13 protein-coding genes, 1 tRNA gene and 1 pseudogene are annotated in these 20,085 nt (G+C 70.6%); 4 read left to right on the top strand and 11 right to left on the bottom strand.

From position 1 onward, the window contains the following. Position 1 precedes the first annotated feature (1 nt). Positions 2 to 1,798 (bottom strand): 5'-nucleotidase C-terminal domain-containing protein, encoded by a 1,797-nt coding sequence (locus AB0G79_RS16840; RefSeq protein WP_360806957.1) that lies wholly within the window; start codon positions 1,796 to 1,798, stop codon positions 2 to 4. 262 nt (positions 1,799 to 2,060) lie between these two features. On the opposite strand from AB0G79_RS16840, the gene pyk reads away from it, so the two are divergent. Beyond that, positions 2,061 to 3,488 carry a pyruvate kinase gene (gene pyk / locus AB0G79_RS16835; RefSeq protein WP_360806955.1) on the top strand — a complete coding sequence of 476 codons (1,428 nt, stop codon included), beginning with the start codon at positions 2,061 to 2,063 and terminating at the stop codon, positions 3,486 to 3,488. A gap of 401 nt (positions 3,489 to 3,889) precedes the next feature. Here pyk and AB0G79_RS16830 read toward each other — a convergent pair. Beyond that, positions 3,890 to 3,964: transfer RNA gene (locus AB0G79_RS16830), tRNA-Leu, on the bottom strand. 98 nt (positions 3,965 to 4,062) lie between these two features. Between AB0G79_RS16830 and AB0G79_RS16825 the strand changes: the two genes are divergently transcribed. After that, a complete protein-coding gene (locus tag AB0G79_RS16825; protein ID WP_360806953.1) occupies positions 4,063 to 4,716 on the top strand; it encodes a response regulator in 654 nt (217 codons plus the stop codon). A gap of 70 nt (positions 4,717 to 4,786) precedes the next feature. Here the strand turns inward: AB0G79_RS16825 and AB0G79_RS16820 are convergent, their stop codons facing one another. From AB0G79_RS16820 to AB0G79_RS16785, 8 genes are all read right to left on the bottom strand, one after another. Further along, positions 4,787 to 5,503: an ABC transporter ATP-binding protein gene (locus tag AB0G79_RS16820; RefSeq protein ID WP_360806950.1), complete on the bottom strand. Its 717-nt coding sequence runs from the start codon at positions 5,501 to 5,503 to the stop codon at positions 4,787 to 4,789. Further along, positions 5,500 to 6,501 (bottom strand): ABC transporter ATP-binding protein, encoded by a 1,002-nt coding sequence (locus AB0G79_RS16815; protein ID WP_360806949.1) that lies wholly within the window; start codon positions 6,499 to 6,501, stop codon positions 5,500 to 5,502. Before AB0G79_RS16815 ends, AB0G79_RS16820 begins: the two co-directional genes overlap by 4 nt. A 3-nt stretch (positions 6,502 to 6,504) precedes the next feature. Continuing rightward, complete coding sequence (locus AB0G79_RS16810) at positions 6,505 to 8,328, bottom strand: branched-chain amino acid ABC transporter permease (protein WP_360806948.1); 1,824 nt, start codon at positions 8,326 to 8,328, stop codon at positions 6,505 to 6,507. 5 nt (positions 8,329 to 8,333) lie between these two features. Further along, positions 8,334 to 9,263, bottom strand: coding sequence for a branched-chain amino acid ABC transporter permease (locus AB0G79_RS16805; RefSeq protein WP_360806946.1), 930 nt, complete (start codon positions 9,261 to 9,263; stop codon positions 8,334 to 8,336). Positions 9,264 to 9,380: 117 nt separating this feature from the next. Beyond that, positions 9,381 to 10,622 (bottom strand): branched-chain amino acid ABC transporter substrate-binding protein, encoded by a 1,242-nt coding sequence (locus AB0G79_RS16800; RefSeq protein WP_360806944.1) that lies wholly within the window; start codon positions 10,620 to 10,622, stop codon positions 9,381 to 9,383. 522 nt (positions 10,623 to 11,144) lie between these two features. Next, positions 11,145 to 12,029: a trypsin-like serine protease gene (locus AB0G79_RS16795; protein WP_360806942.1), complete on the bottom strand. Its 885-nt coding sequence runs from the start codon at positions 12,027 to 12,029 to the stop codon at positions 11,145 to 11,147. A gap of 169 nt (positions 12,030 to 12,198) precedes the next feature. Next, complete coding sequence (locus AB0G79_RS16790) at positions 12,199 to 12,684, bottom strand: hotdog fold thioesterase (RefSeq protein ID WP_360806940.1); 486 nt, start codon at positions 12,682 to 12,684, stop codon at positions 12,199 to 12,201. Positions 12,685 to 12,750: 66 nt separating this feature from the next. Next, a complete protein-coding gene (locus AB0G79_RS16785) occupies positions 12,751 to 15,033 on the bottom strand; it encodes an FdhF/YdeP family oxidoreductase (RefSeq protein ID WP_360806938.1) in 2,283 nt (760 codons plus the stop codon). 122 nt (positions 15,034 to 15,155) lie between these two features. Here AB0G79_RS16785 and polA point away from each other — a divergent pair, with 122 nt between their 5' ends. Together polA and AB0G79_RS16775 are read left to right on the top strand one after the other, a co-directional pair. After that, the gene (polA, locus tag AB0G79_RS16780; RefSeq protein WP_360806936.1) at positions 15,156 to 17,867 is read left to right on the top strand and encodes a DNA polymerase I; all 2,712 of its coding nucleotides are present in this window, start codon (positions 15,156 to 15,158) and stop codon (positions 17,865 to 17,867) included. 88 nt (positions 17,868 to 17,955) lie between these two features. Then, a pseudogene (locus AB0G79_RS16775) lies at positions 17,956 to 18,894 on the top strand (serine hydrolase); the annotation flags it as partial. Positions 18,895 to 19,078: 184 nt separating this feature from the next. Here the strand turns inward: AB0G79_RS16775 and AB0G79_RS16770 are convergent. Beyond that, entirely contained in the window at positions 19,079 to 19,966 is an 888-nt protein-coding gene (locus AB0G79_RS16770; protein WP_360806934.1) for a DUF4184 family protein, read from the bottom strand. Positions 19,967 to 20,085: the final 119 nt, after the last annotated feature.

The following is a 20,085-nucleotide window of genomic DNA, read 5'->3' as shown; positions in this document are numbered from 1 at the left end:
GCTAGAAGACCGGCACGCCGTCCCGGGTCAGCTTCCAGTCCACCGAGGCGAACTGGCCCGGGTCGACCGTCCCCTTCGCCTTCACCCACTGGATGATGGTGTTACGGATCTCGTCCGAGTTCGCCCACAGCTGCTGCGCGTTCGCCACGTGCGGGAACGCGCCGCCGCCGCTCGCCCGGTAGTTGTTCACCGCGAGCACGAACTTCGCCGCCGGGTCGAGCGGCCTGCCCTCGAAGGACAGGCCCACGATCCGCTGCCCCACCGGCTTCGCGATGTCGATCTCGTACGTCAGACCCGACACGGCGTCGTAGTTGTAGTCGGGCGTCCCCGCCGCGTTCGTCAGCGCGGCCGTGTCCACCGGCGCACCGGCGGCCGTCTGGACGTAGTACTTCGCCGAGTACTCCAGGTAGTCCTTGAGCTGGGCGCCCGTCAGGAGGCGGGCCTCCATGGTGTTCTCGAAGGGGTACAGGCCCGCCGCGTCCTTGATGGTGATCGCGCCGGACGGGATGCGGGCCGTGCGGGAGAAGCAGGACGCCTGCGACAGGACCGGCAGGGACGCGTACGCGCCGCCCGCGAGCGCCGCCTTCACCGTCTCCGCCTGGACCACGTTGATCAGGTCGATGATCGGCTCGTCCTTCCACGGCGCGGCCGCCGTGGTCATCGCCGCCGTCGAGGTCCCGATGACCTGGTTGACGTACGCCACGACCTTCGTGTGCTCGTCCTCCAGGAGCCCGACGATCTCCGGGTCCTCGGCGACCGTGTTCGAGTTGAGGACCTGGGCGCCGACCTTCTCGACGACCCAGCGGCCCTTCTCCCACACCAGGTCGAAGTCGAACAGCGTGAGGCGCTGACCCCACTTCAGCGGCTCGGACAGGACGACGTCCTGACCGGTCTCCTTGTTCTTCACCCGGTACTCGGGGATCTCGGTGTGCGCGTGGCCGACGAGGATCGCGTCGATGCCCGGGACCTGCTCGGCGACGAGGCCCGCCGCGTTCTCGATGTGGGGGAGCTGGTCACCGTACGAGGACGTGCCGCTCGAACCCGAGTGCGCCGACACGACGACCACGTCCGCGCCCATGGACCGCAGCTTCGGCACCCACTTCGCCGCCTGCTCCTCAAGCCCCGGGAACACCATCTTGCCCGTGACGTTGGCCTTGTCCCAGATCGCGATGCCCGGGTTGGTCAGGCCGAGGATCGCGACCTTCACGTCCCGCCCGTGCGGGGTCCGCATCGTGTGCATGCTGTACGGGGCGAACGCCGGGCGCAGCGTCTTCGCGTCGAGCGCGTTGGCGCCGAGGAGCGGGAAGTCGCACTGCTCCTCGAACTTCCGCAGCACCGGTATGCCGTAGTTGAACTCGTGGTTGCCGAGCGCCGCCGCGTCGTACCCGATCGCGTTCATCGCCTGCGCCATCGGGTGCACCGGGCCGCCGACCTGCGTGATCGGGTCGACCTTGGCGTAGTAGTACGAGAGCTGCGTGCCCTGGATCGTGTCACCGGCGTCGATGAGCAGCGTGTTGCCCCGGCCCTTGGCGGCACGGACCTGGTCGACGAGCGTGGAGATCTTCGCGAGGCCGACGTCGTTGTGCGCCTTGTCGTCGAACTCCTTGTCCGTGAAGTAGTCCCAGTTGAAGACGTTCCCGTGCAGGTCGGTCGTCCCCATCACGGTGAACGAGTACCGCTTCGCCGGCCGGGGACGCGGGCCCGCGGCCTCGGCGGGAGCGGCGACACCCGCGGCGAGGGCGGCCCCGGCTCCGACGGCGACGGAGCTCTCCAGGAACGTCCGACGGTTCAACGGCATGTGTTTCTCCTTGGTTCGATGACGTCGCCACTGACGCACAACGCGCGTAGATTCTGGCCCAGGAGCAACACTCCGCAACAGCCCCTTTCGGTGACGGCGCCATCACCGAAAGTCGTCAATCGTTATTGACGACGCGGGAAAACGCTCATCGGAGCACCCCCGTGCACACATTCAGGAGTTGTCAACAACCTTTCATGGAAAGGTTGTTGAGTAGTCACGCCACACCAATTTCCTACCCGCCGGTAAGCCCTAGGCTCGACCCATGCGCCGAGCGAAAATCGTTTGCACCCTTGGGCCCGCCACCGAAACGTACGACCAGATCAAGGCATTGATCGAGGCCGGAATGGACGTGGCCCGCTTCAACCTCAGCCACGGCACCTACGCCGAACACGAGGAGCGCTACCAGCGCGTCCGCAAAGCCGCCGACGAGACCGGCCGCAGCGTCGGCGTCCTCGCCGACCTTCAAGGCCCGAAGATCCGCCTCGGCCGCTTCCGCGAAGGCCCCGTACTCCTTGAACGCGGCGACGAGTTCACCATCACCGTCGAACCGACCGAAGGCGACCGCCACCGCTGCGGCACCACCTACAGCGGCCTCGCCGCCGACGTCACCACCGGCGAACGCATCCTCGTCGACGACGGCCGCGTCACCCTCGAAGTCACCTCCGTCGACGGCCCCCGCGTCAACACCCGGGTCATCGAAGGCGGCATGGTCTCCGACCACAAGGGACTCAACCTCCCCGGCGTCGCCGTCTCCGTCCCCGCCCTCTCCGACAAGGACATCGACGACCTCCGCTGGGCCCTCCGCACCGGCGCCGACGTCATCGCCCTCTCCTTCGTCCGCAGCGCCCGCGACATCGACGACGTCCACCGCATCATGGACGAGGAAGGCCGCCGCCTCCCCGTCATCGCCAAAATCGAAAAGCCCCAGGCCGTCGAGAACATCGAGGAAATCGTCGCCGCCTTCGACGGAATCATGGTCGCCCGCGGCGACCTCGGCGTCGAAATGCCCCTCGAACAAGTCCCGATCGTCCAAAAGCGCGCCGTCAAACTCGCCAAGCGCAACGCCAAGCCGGTCATCGTCGCCACCCAGATGCTCGACTCGATGATCGACAACTCCCGCCCCACCCGCGCCGAGGCCAGCGACGTCGCCAACGCCGTCATCGACGGCACCGACGCCGTCATGCTCTCCGGCGAGACCAGCGTCGGACGCTTCCCCATCGAGACGGTCCGCACGATGAGCCGCATCGTCGAAGCCGCCGAGGAAGACGTCCTCGCCAAGGGCCTCCCGCCCCTCACCGAACGCAACAAGCCCCGCACCCAGGGCGGAGCCGTCGCCCGCGCCGCCGCCGAGATGGGCGACTTCCTGGGCGCCAAGTTCCTCGTCGCCTTCACCCAGTCCGGCGACACGGTCAAGCGCCTCTCGCGCTACCGCTCCCCGATCCCGCTCCTCGCCTTCACCCCGGACCCGGCGACCCGCTCCCAGCTCAACCTCACCTGGGGCGTCGAGACCTTCCTCGGCCCGCACGTCGACTCCACCGACGCGATGGTCGCCCAGGTCGACGAGGAACTCCTCCGCATCGGCCGCTGCCGGAAGGGCGACATCGTGGTCATCACGGCCGGCTCCCCGCCGGGCGTCGCGGGCTCCACGAACCTGGTCCGCGTCCACCACATCGGCGACCCGCTGACGTAGGCAGGGTCAGTGCTTGGGCCCCACGTGGAGGTCCATGAGGGCGACGGAGGCCTTGCGCGCGACGGAGACGTTCTGGGCGGTCCCCACCCTCGTGAGGCCGTCCAGCTGACGCCGACGGGGTCCAAGCCCCCGATGAAGGGCCGCGGGTGCTCCTCGACCTTGAGGTCATGGCAGCCGGCCCTCTGGGCCCTGGATGCGGAGTTGTCCGGAAGGACCGCGCGCACGGTCTCCTGGGCCTCACGCTGAACGCCCGACCAGGCGTCGTCGAGGGGGGTGTTCCGATGTCGGGCATACGGTCGATCGTGGCGGCCGTGCGACGCCCCGCGACGCAGATGATCAGGCTTCACGCATGCGGGTGACGATCACCTCGCGAGTGATCCACCTGGGAATCGAAGGAAAAGTGCCCCAGGTGGGATTCGAACCCACACTGTCCGCTGTTTGAGAGCGGCCTCTCTGACCAGTTGGAGTACTGGGGCCTTGGAAACTGAGGGCGCTACAGGCCCTGCGGGGCACTACCTTACAGGAGCTAGGTAGGCTCAGGGGAGCAGTGCTCGCCCCGCAATGAGGAGCCCCCGTGACCGCCCCCGAGTCGCCCCAGCCCGCCGACGACGCCGAGGCGTCGCACGTCCCGCCGCTGACGACCCGCGTCGTCATCGCCGAGGACGAGGCGCTCATCCGCATGGACCTCAAGGAGATGCTGGAGGAGGAGGGGTACACCGTCGTCGGTGAGGCCGGAGACGGTGAGAAGGCCGTCGAGCTCGCCCGCGAGCACCGCCCCGACCTGGTCATCCTGGACGTGAAGATGCCCGTCCTGGACGGCATCTCCGCCGCCGAGAAGATCGCCGGCGAGTCCATCGCCCCGGTCCTCATGCTCACCGCCTTCTCGCAGCGCGAGCTCGTCGAGCGCGCCCGCGACGCCGGCGCCATGGCGTACCTCGTGAAGCCGTTCAGCAAGAGCGACGTCGTGCCGGCCATCGAGATGGCCGTCTCCCGCTTCGCGGAGCTGCGCGCCCTGGAGCAGGAGGTCGCCGACCTCTCGCAGCGCCTGGAGACCCGCAAGCTCGTGGACCGCGCCAAGTCGATCCTGCAGACGCAGTACGGCCTGACGGAGCCCGCCGCGTTCCGCTGGATCCAGAAGACGTCGATGGACCGCCGCATGTCCATGCAGCAGGTCGCCGAGGCCGTCATCGAGGACGCCGAGGAGAAGAAGGCGGCCAAGGGGCAGTAGCGGTCACCTGATCCGTACGCGAGAAGGCCCGCCCCACAGCACTGTGGGGCGGGCCTTCCGTTCGTGTGGCTCAGTCCTCGCCGAGGTACGCCTTGCGGACGGACTCGTCGTGGAGGAGGTCGGGGCCCGCGCCGGAGAGCACGATCTTGCCGATCTCCATGACGTGGCCCTGGTCCGCGAGGGCGAGCGCGGCCTGGGCGTTCTGCTCGACGAGCAGGATGGTGGTGCCCTGGGCCTTGAGCTCGGTGATGGTCGCCATGATCTTCTGCATCATGATCGGGGAGAGGCCCATGGAGGGCTCGTCGAGCATGAGCAGCTTGGGCTGGGACATGAGGGCCCTGCCCATGGCGAGCATCTGCTGCTCGCCGCCGGAGAGGGTGCCGGCGGCCTGCTTGCGACGTTCGCCCAGGATGGGGAAGAGGTCGTAGGCGCGCTGGACGTCCTTGGCGATGCCGGCGGTGTCCTTGCGGAGGAAGGCGCCGAGGAGGAGGTTCTCCTCGATCGTCATGCGGGGGAAGATGTGGCGGCCCTCGGGGGAGTGGGCCAGTCCCAGCGAGACGATCTTGTGGGCGGGGATCTTGCGGAGGGACTTGCCCTCGAACTTGATCTGGCCGCCGACGGGCTTGAGGAGCCCGGAGAGGGTCCGCAGGGTGGTGGTCTTCCCGGCGCCGTTGGTGCCGATGAGGGTGACGACCTCACCGGCGTTGACGGAGAAGGAGATGCCCTTGACGGCCTCGATCTTTCCGTAGGCGACGCGCAGGTCCTCGACTTCGAGCAGTGCGGTCATGCGTCGTTCTCCTTGCCCGAAGCAGGGTCGTGCGGGGTGTCGTCCTCGGAGGCGTCCGCCGCGGGGGCCTCGGGGGCCTCGGGGGCCTCGGGGGCCTCCGGGGCGTCCTCGGAGTCGGCCTCGGCGGCCTCAGGGGCCTCAGGGGCCTCGGCCTCCGGCTCCGCGGACTCGGGGGCCTTCGTGGGTGCCTCGACCGGCTCGCCCAGGTACGCCGCGATGACCCGCTCGTCGCCCTGGACGGTCGCGCTGTCGCCCTCGATGAGCTTCTGGCCCTGGACGAGGACGGCGACGCGGTCGCAGAGGTTGAAGATGAAGCGCATGTCGTGCTCGATGACGAGCACGGCGACGCCCATGTCCCGGATGGCGAAGATGAGTTCCTCGGCCGCGCGGGTCTCCTGCGGGTTCATGCCGGCCGTGGGCTCGTCGAGCAGGATGAGGCCGGGGTCGCTCGCGAGGGCGCGGGCGATCTCCAGCTTGCGCTGCTCTCCGTACGGCAGGTTCTTGGCGAGGTGCTGTGCCTTGTCCCGGAGTCCGATGAACTCCAGGAGCTCCATGGCGCGGGTCTCGGCCTCCGCCTCGGCCTTCTTGAAGCCGGGCAGGCGCAGGAGCGCGGACCAGAGGCCCTGCTTCATGCGGGTGTGGCGGCCGACGAGGACGTTCTCCAGAACGGTCATGTTGCCGAAGAGGCGGATGTTCTGGAAGGTGCGGGCGATGCCGGCGTCGGTGACCTTGAAGGACTTCGGCGGCAGGACCGTGCCCTTGTACCGGACCTCTCCCTCGGTCGGGATGTAGAGGCCGGTGAGGCAGTTGAAGAAGGTGGTCTTGCCGGCGCCGTTGGGGCCGATGAGGCCGACGATCTCGCCGCTGTTGACGGTGAGGTTGACGTCGCGGACGGCGGTGAGGCCGCCGAAGCGCATGGTCACGCCCCGGGCGTCGAGGACGGTCTCGCGGGCGGCCGGCTCCGTGGTGGACTCGGCCGTCTTGGTGGTGGTGGTCATGGCTCAGGCACCTACCTTGGCGGGCGACTCGTCGTGCTCGTGGAACTCCAGCTGGCGGCGGCGGTCCGCGATGATGCCCTCCGGGCGGAAGCGCATGATCAGGACGAGCGCGACGCCGAAGGCGAAGAGCTGGTACTCACCCATGAACTGGAGCTTGTTCGGGATGAGGAAGAGCAGCGCCGCACCGACCAGGGGTCCGCTCATGGTGCCCATGCCGCCGAGGACGACGGCGGCGAGCAGGAAGGCGGAGTTGGGCGGGATGGGTCCGGCGAAGAGGTACTGCTCCGGGGTCACGGTGTACGTGACGTGGGCCTGGACCGTACCGGCGAGGCCGGCGAGGGAGGCGCCGAGGGCGAACGCGATGAGCTTGACCCGGAAGCCGTTGATGCCCATGGCGAGTGCGGCGGTCTCGTCCTCGCGGATGGCGACCCAGGCGCGGCCGATGCGGGAGTTGCCGCTGCGGCGGAAGACCAGGACGACGACGGCCATGATCAGTAGCATCAGGAAGAAGTAGTTCGCGAAGCGGCCGATGGTGAACCCGGCGATGCTGTGCTCGGCGCCGAAGTCGAAGCCGAAGATGCTGAGGTTCGGGATCGAGGCGATGCCGTTGGAGCCGTTGGTGATGTCGGGTCCGGAGGTGCCGTCGGTGTTCATGACGGCGATGCGGAAGATCTCACCGAAGCCGAGGGTGACGATGGCGAGGTAGTCGCCGCGCAGCCGCAGGGTCGGGGCGCCGATGAGGACACCGAAGACCAGGGAGGCTCCGGCGCCGACGAGGACGGCGGCCCAGAAGGGGAAGTGGACGCCGAACGGCGAGGTCGGGGCGCCCGAGACGAGGGCGGCCGCGTAGGCGCCGACGCCGAGGAAGGCGACGTAGCCGAGGTCGAGGAGACCGGCGAGGCCGACGACGATGTTGAGGCCCAGGGCGACGGTGGCGAAGATCAGGATGTAGACGCCGAGGGTCGCGTACTGGTCGTCGGTCTGGGTGAAGGGGAAGAGCGCGGCGGCCGTGAAGGCGCCGGCGATGGTGAGGTTCTGGTGCTTGGCGGTGAGCTGGGTGGCCTGCTGCATGAGGCCGGACTTGTTGACCGCGGCGAAGCCGAGGCCGGCCGTGATGAGGAAGCCCATGAACAGCTCGTCGTACTCGGTGCCGACGCCGTAGGTGAAGACGCCGAGCGCCACGGCGAGGATGCCCGTGATGATCAGGATCTCGACGGCGGAGTTCATGGCGGGCAGGCGGCGGACGGAACCCTGGGTCGCGAAGGCGGCCTTGAACTGGGTCCAGCCGTTGCCGGCCTTGTGCTTGAACTGGTCCCAGCCGGTGTCCTCGGGGTCCACGGGGTGGACCTCGGCCCGCTGGAACGGGAGGGCGAGGGCGCCGAGGAGGGCGACCAGGCTGGTGACGGCGACGATCGCACCGCCGGGCTCCAGGTTGACGGGGCCGCCGAGCTCGATGCTGATGGCGCCGACCGTGAACCAGGTGATGGCGAAGGTGGCGAGCGCGGCGAGCTTGAGGGCCGCGTCGCCGCCGGCCGGGGTGAGCCAGCGGGTGCCCTTGACGCCGTAGGTGGAGAGGGCGAAGAGGACGGTGAGGAGGCTGGTGACGAGGACCTGGAGCTGGAGGCCGGCCGGGGAGCCGTAGTAGGTGAGGTCGCCGGGGAAGGCGTCGGTCCAGGTCCAGGCGAGGAAGCAGCCGGCGGCCGTGAGGGCGCCGCCGCCGAGGGTGAGGGCGCGGGCGAGGGGGGCGGGGATGAAGCCGATGAGGCCCGTCGCCCGGTTCGCGTCGGTCGCCGCGGGAACCGTCGAGTTCTCGGAGATGGTGGTCATGGTGCTCACGCCCTGTCCGCGACGCGCTCGCCCAGGAGGCCTTGCGGCCGGACGAGGAGTACGACGATGAGGAGTACGAAGGCCCAGACGTCGGCCCAGGACTGGCCGCCGAGCTGCTGCATGCCGGGGACGTGGCTGATGTACGCCGTGGCCAGGGTCTCGGTGACGCCCAGGACGATGCCGCCGATCATGGCTCCGTAGATGTTGCCGATGCCTCCGAGGACGGCGGCGGTGAAGGCCTTGAGTCCGAGGAGGAAGCCCATCTTGTAGTCGACGACGCCGTACTTGAGGCCGTAGGCGACGGCGCCGACGGCGGCCATCGCGGCGCCGAGGGCGAACGCGATCACGATGATGCGGTCGGTGTTGACGCCCATGAGCTTGGCGGTGTCCGGGTCCTGCGCGGTGGCCTGCATGCCGCGGCCGGTGCGGGTGCGCATGACGAAGAAGGCGAGGAAGGCCATGCAGATGGGGGCGGCGATGAGGAGGAAGACGTCGCCGGTCTGGATGGTGACCGGACCGAGCTCGATCGGGCCGCCGGGGATCTGCGGGAACGTCCGGGCGGACTTCGCCTCGGGGTACCAGATCCACACCGCGTACTGGAGGGCCAGGGAGAGGCCGATCGCGGTGATGAGGGGGGCGAGGCGGGGGCCTCCGCGCAGCGGGCGGTAGGCGAGGCGTTCGGCGCCGACGGCTATGGTCGTGGCGACGAGCACGGCGCCTATCAGCATGAGCGGGAGGGCGACCCAGATGCTGGTGCCCGCGGGCATCAGGAGCCAGACGGTCAGCGCCCCGAAGCCGCCGGTCATGAAGATCTCGCCGTGGGCGAAGTTGATGAGCTGGACGATGCCGTAGACCATCGTGTAGCCGACGGCGATCAGCCCGTACATGGATCCCAGTAGCAGGCCGTTGACCAGCTGCTGCGGCAGTTCGTTCACCGCATTGTCCTCCGAGACTTTCGACGGATGTGACACCGCGCGGGGTGCCTTGGTGCGGCCCCCCGCGCGATGTAGGTGGTGCTGGGTGGTGCTGGTGGTGCTGAGTGGGGTGCGGGATCAGCCGCCGAAGGTGTCGGACTTGACGGGGGCGTGCTTGCCGCCCTCGACCTTGTAGACGGTGAGCTGCTTGTTGGTGGTGTCACCGAACTCGTCGAAGGAGACCTTGCCGGTCACGCCGTCGAAGGAGACACCCTGGACGGCCTCGACGACCTTGGCGCGGGCGTCGTCCGGGAGCTTGCCGCTGTTGCCGTCGACGACCTTCTTGACGGCCTCGATGATGGCCCAGGTCGAGTCGTAGGCGTAGCCGCCGTAGGCCTCGTAGGCCTCCTTGTAGCCACCGGCCTTGTAGTTGGCCAGGAACTCCTTGGCGGAGTCGAGGGACTCGATCGGCGCGCCGACGGAGGTGGCGATGTCGCCCTCGGCGGCGGCGGCGCCGGCCAGCTTCACGTACTCGGCGCTGAAGAGCGCGTCACCGCCGACGACGACGACCTTGGCGCCGGCTTCCTTGATCTGCTTGGAGAGCGGGCCACCGGCGGGGTACTCGCCGCCGTAGTAGACGACGTCCGCGCCGGAGCTCTTGACCTGGGTCGCGATGGCGGAGAAGTCCTTGGTCTCCGGGTTGATGTGCTGGGTGCCGACGACCTTGCCGCCCAGCTTCTCGAACTCGCCCTTGAAGGTGCCCGCGAGGCCGGCGCCGTAGGTCTTCTTGTCGTCGATGATGAAGGCCTTGGTCTTCTTGGCCTCGTTGTAGACGTACTGCGCGGCGAAGGGGCCCTGGATGGCGTCCGTGGTCGCGGTGCGGAAGTACGACTTGTAGCCGCGCTTCTTGTCGCCGGTGGACCAGTTGGTGCCCTGGGTGAGCGCCGGGTTGGTGTTCGCCGGGGAGATCTGGGCGAGCTTCGCGTCGTCGAAGACCTTCTGCATCGACTCGGCGACCGAGGAGTTCAGCGGGCCGACGACGCCGAGGACGTCCTTGTCGGCGACGAGCTTGGTCGCGTTCTGCTGGCCGGCGGAGGGCTGGGCCTGGTCGTCCAGGGACTCGAGCTTGAAGGTCACGCCCTTGACGTAGGACTTCTTGTTGGCCGTCTGGACCGCGAGGTCGGCGGAGTTCTTGATGCCGAGGCCGAGGGCGGACAGCTCACCGGTGAGCGGGGCGTCGAGACCGATGGTGACGGTGACGTTGCCGCCGTCGCCGTTCCCCGAGCCGCCCTTGTCCTCTCCGCGGGAACCGCACGCGGTGAGGGTGAGCGCACCTGCGGTGACCGCGGTGGTGAGTATGAGCAACGAACGGTTTCGCACGAAGGGTCCTTTCCCTGGCGCGGCCCCCTCGGATGAGGCGGTGCCGTGAAGCTGCGGAGCGAGGGGTGCCGTTTGTCGAACGCCGGGCCGTACTGGGTTGGTACAGGGCCGTGCACTAGGACGCGCCCGGCGGCGCGGTGACTGGCCGTGACTCTAAGCGCAGGTGGGGAGGGTCGGGGAGCGCGGAGGTCAGGATGTGACTGTCTTGTTATGCCGAGGGGGGAACTGGGTGTGGAGGGCCGGGAGAAAAGGGGGCATAGGGGTGGGTAATGCAGTGTTCACATAGTGAGAACGCCCAGTTCCGCTAAGGGGCTTGAACGATTCTTGGTACTGACGGTCCGCTCAGCGGACTCTCCGGATATCGGACAGTGGCAGAAACCTCAGCGGACGAATCGGCCCTTCCGGACCGCCCGTGCGCCTTTGATTCGAAGATCACGCAGGGTGACGATCGACGAAGTGGGGGGTCGGGGCGAGGGCGGTCCGGAGGTCGAGGGTGGCCGGATTGGTATGCCTCGCCGCGGGTTACGGCAGGCGCACGAACGGCTTCAGGAAGTCACGCGCTCCGGGAGTGTCCAGCCGATAGGTCACATTGGTCGCGTAGCAGGGCGTGTCGCCGGTGATCGTCGTGGCGACCAGGGTCCGCCTGCCGTCGAGCGTCGCGAAGTTCGGGCCGCCGGAGTCGCCGTAGCAGGCGCCGCCGTTGCCCTGGGGCGCGGTCATGCCGAGACGCACCCAGGCGTCGTTGAGCGCCTCGAAGGTGACCGGGGCCTTCATCCGGACGCCGCCGCCGGGGTGGGTGTGGCCGCCGGGCCCCCGCTCGGCCTCCTCGGTGCCGTATCCCGCCACGGTGAAGGCGGTGGCGTCGAGGCCCCGCGGGCCGAGTGCGCCGAGGGCGCCGGCGCGGGGCAGGGTGGCCGGGGTGAACGACCAGCGGGCCTTCACGGCGGCGGCGGGGAGCTCGACCACCGAGATGTCGTGGGTGTCGGAGGCCGGGCCGGGGTAGGCGGGGTGGCTGTGGGCCACGCCCTCGACGGCGACGGCGCGGGCGACGGCCGCCGGGTCGCCGGGGTGCTCGGCGGCGGCGCGGTCCAGGCCGCTCTGGACGTCCTGGTCGAGCGAGACGTGGAAGCGGACGTTCGCCGGCCAGTCGGTCGTGCAGTGCGCGGCCGTGAGGAAGGTGTCCGCGTCGACCATGGTGCCGGAGCAGACCCAGTCGACCCGGTCCGGGGTCGTCGGGTCGTCGTCGTCGTCCCAGGTCGCGACCAGGGCGCCCACCTCGGTGCGCTCGGGGGCGGGGGTCGCGTTGTACGAGTTGATCGCCGAGGCCGGGAGCGCGGTGGCGAGTACGGCGGCACAGACGGCGGCGGTGACGGTGGTCAGCGCGTAGGTGGTGCGGACGGCGGTCACGAAGAACCCCTCGGTGTGTGAGTGGATCAGGTGTTCTCCTGCGGGGGAGGTTCGCCAGTGAAGCGGTTGTGGCCCTGTGGGGCAAGAGGGTCCGGAGAAACGGGAGTTGATACGCGAACGGCGCGGTGCGGGACGGTGGTCCGTCCCGCACCGCGCCGTTCGCGCGCGCTCAGGCCGTGGGGAGGTTCCCGGCGTCCTTGGGGTCGACGTCGCGGAGGAGGCAGGTGAGGCGCGCGGAGCAGACCCGCTTGCCCTGCTCGTCGCTGATCACGATCTCGTACGTGGCGGTGGACCGGCCGCGGTGCACGGGCGTCGCCACACCGGTGACGAGACCGCTGCGGACACCGCGGTGGTGGGTGCAGTTGAGGTCCACGCCGACGGCGATCTTCGTGACGCCGCCGTGCAGCATCGAGCCGATGGAGCCGATGGTCTCGGCGAGCACGGCCGAGGCGCCGCCGTGCAGGAGGCCGTACGGCTGGGTGTTGCCCTCGACCGGCATCGTGGCGACGACACGCTCGGCCGAGGCCTCCAGGACCTGGATGCTCATCCGGTTGCCGAGGTGGCCGGCCGAGAAGAGCGCGGGCAGGTCGACGCCGAGCGTCGCGTACTCGTCGATGACCTCCTGCGGGAACTTCACGTGCTGCTGTTCACCCATGGCCCGGCTCCGTTCGTCTTCGTACGGCATCGCGTGAATGACCTGACGGTCAGCCTGAGCAAACGCTTAGGCGGAAGGTGATTGTTCCAGACGGACGACGACGGACTTGCTGGCGGGGGTGTTGCTGACGTCGGCGGTCGACTCCAGCGGCACCAGGACGTTCGTCTCCGGGTAGTACGCGGCCGCGCAGCCCCGGGACGTCGGGTAGTGCACGACCCGGAAGCCGGGGGCCCGCCGCTCGCTGCCGTCGGTCCACTCGCTCACCAGGTCCGTGTAGTCCCCGTCGGCGAGGCCGAGGGCCGCCGCGTCCTCGGGGTGGACCAGGACGACCCGGCGCCCGTTCCTGATGCCCCGGTAGCGGTCGTCGAGCCCGTAGATCGTGGTGTTGTACTGGTCGTGCGAGCGGAGCGTCTGCAGCAGCAGCCGGCCCTCGGGCACGCGCGGGTACTCGACGGGCGCGGCCGTGAAGTTGGCCTTGCCGGTCTTCGTCGGGAAGCGGCGCTCGTCGCGCGGGCCGTGGGGCAGGCGGAAGCCGCCGGCGTTCGCCGCGAGGCGCGCGTTGAAGTCCTCGAAACCGGGCACCACGCGCGCGATCCGGTCGCGGATCGTGGCGTAGTCCGCCTCGAACTCCTCCCAGGGCGTGGCCGATTCCGTGCCGAGGACGGCCCGCGCCATCCGCGCCACGATCGCCGGCTCGGAGAGCAGGTGCGGGCTCGCGGGCGGCAGGTTGCCCCGGGAGGCGTGCACGAGGCTCATCGAGTCCTCGACGGTGACGATCTGCCGACCGCTCTTCTGGACGTCCTTGTCGGTGCGGCCGAGGGTGGGCAGGATCAGCGCGCGCGTGCCGGTGACTGCGTGCGAGCGGTTGAGCTTCGTCGACACGTGGACGGTCAGGCGCGCGTTGCGCATCGCCGCCTCGGTGACCTCCGTGTCGGGCGTCGCGCCGACGAAGTTGCCGCCCATCGCGAAGAACACCTTCGCGTCGCCGTCGCGGAGCGCCTGGATCGAGCGGACCACGTCGTAGCCGTGGTGGCGGGGCGAGACGATCCCGAACTCCTTGTCCAGGGCGTCGAGGAAGGCGGGCGCGGGGCGCTCGAAGATGCCCATCGTGCGGTCGCCCTGCACGTTCGAATGGCCGCGCACCGGGCAGACCCCGGCGCCCGGGCGGCCGATGTTGCCGCGGAGCAGGAGGAAGTTGACCACCTCGCGGATGGTCGGCACGGAGTGCTTGTGCTGGGTGAGGCCCATCGCCCAGCAGACGATGGTCCGCTTCGAGGCGAGGACCATCGCGAGGGCCCGCTCGATCTCGGAGCGGTCGAGCCCGGTCGCCGCGAGCGTCTCGTCCCAGTCGGCGGCCCTCGCCGCCTCGGCGAACTCCTCGTACCCGTGCGTGTGCTCCCGTACGAACGCCTCGTCGACCGCCCCGGGCGTCTCCAGGACCAGCTTGTTGAGGAGCCGGAAGAGGGCCTGGTCGCCGCCGATGCGGATCTGCAGGAAGAGGTCGGTGAGCGCGGCGCCCTTGAGCATGCCCTGCGGGGTCTGCGGGTTCTTGAACCGCTCCAGACCGGCCTCGGGCAGCGGGTTCACGGAGATGATCCGGGCGCCGGCGGCCTTCGCCTTCTCCAGGGCGGAGAGCATGCGCGGGTGGTTCGTGCCCGGGTTCTGTCCGGCGACGACGATCAGGTCGGCGCGGTGCAGGTCCTCCAGGGAGACGCTGCCCTTGCCGATGCCGATCGTCTCGTTGAGCGCCGAACCCGAGGACTCGTGGCACATGTTGGAGCAGTCCGGAAGGTTGTTCGTGCCGAACTCGCGGGCGAAGAGCTGGAGGAGGAACGCGGCCTCGTTGCTGGTCCGGCCCGACGTGTAGAACAACGCCTCGTCGGGGGAGGCCAGGGCGCGCAGCTCCTCGGCGATGATCGCGAAGGCCCGCTCCCAGGACACCGGCTCGTACCGGTCGCCGCCCTCGGGCAGCAGCATCGGCTCGGTGATGCGGCCCTGCTGGCCGAGCCAGTAGCCGCTGCGGGTCGCGAGGTCCGCGAGCGGGTGCGCGGCGAAGAACGCGGGGGTCACGCGGCGGAGCGTGGCCTCCTCGGCGACCGCCTTGGCGCCGTTCTCGCAGAACTCCGCGACGTGCCGCTTGTCCTCCTCCGGCCAGGCGCAGCCGGGGCAGTCGAAGCCGTCCTTCTGGTTGACCTTGAGGAGGGTGCGGGCGGTGCGCAGCGTGCCCATCTGCTCGTGCGCCATCCGCAGGGTGTGCCCGATGGCGGGCAGGCCGGCCGCGGCGTGCTGCGGCGGGGTGACCTGCGGGGCGTCCTGGACCGGATCCCCGGCAGGCGGCTTGCTGACCATCGCGCTCTCCCTTGAGCGGTAGACCTGTGGCGTACGTCTCCGATCCTGTCACGCGGCACCGACAACGCGGCAGCCCGGCCGGTGTGGACGGGATTGTCAGTGGTACGTGGCAGGATCGTCGTGTGGCCGAGACAGCATCGAAGAACCCCGCAGACACCCGCCCCCGCCTGCTCCTCATGGACGGGCACTCCCTCGCGTACCGGGCGTTCTTCGCGCTGCCCGCGGAGAACTTCACCACCGCGACCGGGCAGCCGACGAACGCGATCTACGGTTTCGCCTCGATGCTGGCGAACACGCTCCGCGACGAGGCCCCCACGCACTTCGCGGTCGCGTTCGACGTGTCCCGCAAGACCTGGCGGTCCGACGAGTTCCCCGAGTACAAGGCGAACCGTTCGAAGACCCCCGACGAGTTCAAGGGGCAGGTCGAGCTGATCGGCGAGCTCCTCGACGCGATGCACGCGCCGCGGTTCGCGGTCGACGGCTTCGAGGCCGACGACGTCATCGCGACCCTCGCGACCCAGGCCGAGGCCGAGGGCTTCGAGGTCCTGATCGTCACGGGCGACCGCGACTCCTTCCAGCTGGTCACCGACCGCACCACCGTGCTCTACCCGACCAAGGGCGTCTCCGAGCTGACCCGCTTCACGCCGGAGAAGGTCCAGGAGAAGTACGGCCTGAGCCCCTCCCAGTACCCCGACTTCGCGGCCCTGCGCGGCGACCCGTCCGACAACCTCCCTGGCATCCCCGGAGTCGGCGAGAAGACCGCCGCCAAGTGGATCACCCAGTTCGGCTCCTTCGCCGAGCTGGTCGAGCGCGCCGACGAGGTCAAGGGCAAGGCCGGGCAGAACTTCCGCGACCACCTGGAGTCGGTCAAGCTCAACCGCCGCCTGACCGAGATGGTCCGGGACGTCGAGCTGCCGAAGACGGTGGCGGACCTCGCCCGCGAGCCGTACGACCGCGGGGCCGTCGCGCTCGTCCTGGACACCCTGGAGATCCGCAACCCCTCCCTGCGCGAGCGTCTCCTCGCCGTCGACCCGGGCTCCGCCGAGGACGCCGCCCCGGCGCCCGCCGCGGGCGTCGAGCTCGACGGCAGCGTCCTGGGCGCCGGCGAGCTCGCCCCCTGGCTCGCCGAGCACGGCACCGAGCCCCTCGGCGTCGCCACCGTCGACAGCTGGGGCCTCGGCACGGGCAACGTCAGCGAGGTGGCCCTCGCCGCCGCCGGCGGAGCCGCCGCCTGGTTCGACCCGAGCACGCTCGACGCCGCCGACGAGCAGGCGTGGGCCGCGTGGATCGCCGACCCGGACCGCCCCAAGGTCATGCACAACGCCAAGGGCGCCATGCGGGTCTTCCCCGAGCACGGCTGGACCGTCGCGGGCGTCACCATGGACACCGCCCTCGCCGCGTACCTGGTGAAGCCCGGCCGCCGCTCCTTCGCGCTCGACGCGCTCTCCGTCGAGTACCTGGGCCGCGAGCTCGCCCCCGCGGCCGCCGCGGACGGGCAGCTCGCCTTCGGCGCCGACGACACGGCCGAGGCCGAGGCCCTCATGACCCAGGCGCGGGCCGTCCTCGACCTCGGCACCGCCTTCGACGAGCGGCTCGGCGAGGTCGGCGCCCGCGACCTCCTCCACGACGTCGAACTCCCCACCTCCGTCCTCCTCGCCCGCCTGGAGCGGCACGGCATCGCCGCCGACCGCGACCACCTGGAGGCCATGGAGCAGCAGTTCGCGGGGGCCGTGCAGCAGGCCGTGAAGGAGGCGCACGCCTCCGTCGGCCACGAGTTCAACCTCGGCTCGCCCAAGCAGCTCCAGGAGGTCTTCTTCGGCGAGCTCAACCTCCCGAAGACGAAGAAGACCAAGACCGGGTACACGACGGACGCGGACGCGCTCGCCTGGCTGGCCGGCCAGACCGAGCACGAGCTCCCCGTGATCATGCTCCGCCACCGGGAGCAGGCGCGCCTGCGCTCCACCGTCGAGGGCCTGATCAAGACGATCGCGGCCGACGGCCGCATCCACACCACCTTCAGCCAGACGGTCGCCGCGACCGGCCGCCTCTCCTCCACCGAGCCCAACCTGCAGAACGTGCCGGTGCGGACGGACGAGGGCCGGGCCATCCGGCACGGCTTCGTCGTCGGCGAGGGCTTCGAGGCCCTCATGACCGCCGACTACAGCCAGATCGAGCTGCGGGTCATGGCCCACCTCTCCGAGGACGAGGGCCTCATCGAGGCCTTCGCCTCCGGCGAGGACCTCCACACCACGGTCGCCTCGCAGGTCTTCGGCGTCGAGCGGTCCGCCGTCGACGCCGAGATGCGCCGCAAGATCAAGGCCATGTCGTACGGCCTGGCCTACGGCCTCTCCGCCTTCGGCCTCGCGCAGCAGCTGAACATCGACCCGGGCGAGGCCCGCGGCCTGATGGACACCTACTTCGAGCGGTTCGGCGGCGTCCGGGACTACCTGCGCCGGGTCGTCGACGAGGCCCGCGCCACGGGATACACGGAGACGATGCTCGGCCGTCGCCGCTACCTGCCCGACCTCAACAGCGACAACCGGCAGCGCCGCGAGGCCGCCGAGCGGATGGCGCTCAACGCGCCGATCCAGGGCACGGCCGCCGACATCGTCAAGGTCGCCATGCTGAACGTCGACCGCGCGCTCACCGAGGCGGGCCTCGCCTCCCGGATGCTCCTCCAGGTCCACGACGAAATCGTGCTGGAACTGGCCCCCGGCGAGCGCGACCGCGTCGAGTCCCTGGTCCGCACCCAGATGTCCGCGGCGGCCGACCTCCGCGCCCCCCTGGACGTCTCGGTGGGCGTGGGCACCGACTGGGACTCGGCCGCCCACTGACCCGCCCGCTCCCAGGCGGGGGCCCGCACCCCCGCCTGCGGGTGCCGGCCCCCGCCCTGACGGGTCCGCCGCCCACCTCCGTGTGGGCATGCGTCCCGCCGGGGCCGGGGCCCCCTGCTCGAAGAGCTTGGGGGCGGGTGGGCACACGGGACGGCGCCCCCTGCCGGGCCCAGGCTTCCGCGCCTGGACCCGCACCCCGTGGGCCGGTGCCCCTTCCCCGTACCGCTTCGCAGCGCTGTGCGCCAGGTGGACCAGTAGCAGGCGCGCCCCGCGCCCCCCGCTCCCGAGACTGGGGAGCATGATCACGAGCCGCCGCTCCCACCTGCGCGCCTGGATCCTCCTCGGCGCGCTCCTCAGCGCATCCGCCACCACCGGCCCCGCCGAGGCACACGGGCCGCACGGGCCGCACGGGCCGGAGGGGTCGCAGAGGGCCGCGCCCCTCTGCACCTCCACCCGCTATCCCACCCTCGCCGCCCGCCTCTCCCAGGACATCACCGCCGCCCTCAAGGGCCGCACCGGCACCGTCTCCGTCTCCGTCCACGACCCCAGGCGCGGCCTGCGCTGCCGCCTCGGCGACATCCGCCTGTACGACTCCGCCAGCATCGCGAAGGTCCTGATCATGGAGGCGGTCCTCGGCCGCGCCGAGGAGCTCGGCCGGGAGCCGACCCGCCTGGAGGCCCAGCGGATGAAGGCGATGATCACCCGCTCCGACAACACCGCCGCCACCGACCTCTGGCTCGGCCTCTCCCGCGCCCGCCTGAACCGGGTGCTCCGCGAGGCCGGCGCCGCGGACACCGTCCTCGGCCACGACCGCTACTGGGGCCTCACCCGCACCACCGCCCGCGACCAGCTCGCGCTGCTCGCCGCCGTCGAACGCCGTCCCGCCGCACTGGCCCTGATGGGCCAGGTCGTCAGCAGCCAGGCCTGGGGCGTCACGGCCGGCGCCCCCCGTACGGTCAAGGTGCACCTCAAGAACGGCTGGCTGCCCCGCGCCACCCACGAGTGGCGCGTCCACAGCGTCGGCATCGTGCGGAACACCGCCACGGCGACCGCCGCCGCGGGCGCGACGGTCGACTACCGGCTCGCCCTCCTGAGCCACGACGTCCCGACCATGAAGTACGGGGTCCGCACCCTGGAGGGCGTCGCCGTCGTCGTGCACCGCGCCCTCTCCGGCGGCACGGCGGCCCGCGGCTTCACCCCGGAGGACGGGATCAGCGGGACCCCGGACGGGAGCGTTCCGTCGAGTGCTCCGGGACCTCGCCCGCAGGACCCTCCGCCGCCGGAGCGGGCCGCCGCCCTCCCAGGAGCCGTGCCCCCGTCCCGTACAGCACGAGCCCGACGGCGAGCCCCGCGCCGGCCCCGAAGCAGGCCGTCGGAATGACGTCGAGGGGCGTCTCGATCCGGTCCCATCCCCAGTACGCGGCCCAGCGCAGCACCCGGTGGGCGGCACCGGCGAGGACGCACCCGCCGATCAGCCCGACCGCCAGCAGCCGCCCGCGCCGCGCCGGTACGGGCACGTCCGAGGGCAGCTCGACGCCCGGCCCGGCCGAGCGCAGCGCGCGCAGCGTGAACCAGCAGAGGAGGGTCAGGGCGAGCGCGGAGCTCCCGTACTGCGCGTACAGGTAGACGGGGAACCCGGCCATCATCTCGCCGAGGAAGGGGAGCAGCCGGGTGCCCCAGCGGTCGAGGTGGGTGAAGGAGTCCCACACGACGTGGGTCGTCGAACCGACGACCGCGGAGAGGAAGAACCAGCCGACGAGCGCCGCCGCCTGCCGGTCCCGCCAGGGACGGCCCCGCGCGAACCCGTACACCGGCCCGCGCCACCGGGAGGGCAGCAGCGCGGCGAGCGGCTCCCGGACGACCAGCCACAGGCCCACGAGCGCCGCGGTGATCAGCACGTCGACCGTGACGATGCCGACGGGGGAGTGGGTGACGTCGCCGAGGACCATCGCCCCGGGCACCGCCGTGGCCGCGAAGTAGGTCATGTCGGGCGCGAAGGAACCGGCGACGAGCGCGCAGGCGACGAGCGGACCGCGCGCGGTCCCGTCACGGCGCAGCCCGGGCAGGACGGCGGCGGCGTGGCTGAGCGTGAACGGCACGAGAGGCACTCCTCGTTCTGGTGCGGTGTCGGCCGGTACGGGGGTGCGGCCGCAGTGCAAGAGAGGCGCGACCTGCCGTCCGGTTCCCCGCCCCGGGCGCGAAAACCCCGCGACCAGGG

The organism is Streptomyces sp. NPDC020807, assembly GCF_040641575.1.
GTDB lineage: Bacteria > Actinomycetota > Actinomycetes > Streptomycetales > Streptomycetaceae > Streptomyces.
This window is presented reverse-complemented; position numbering and strand designations above follow the sequence as displayed.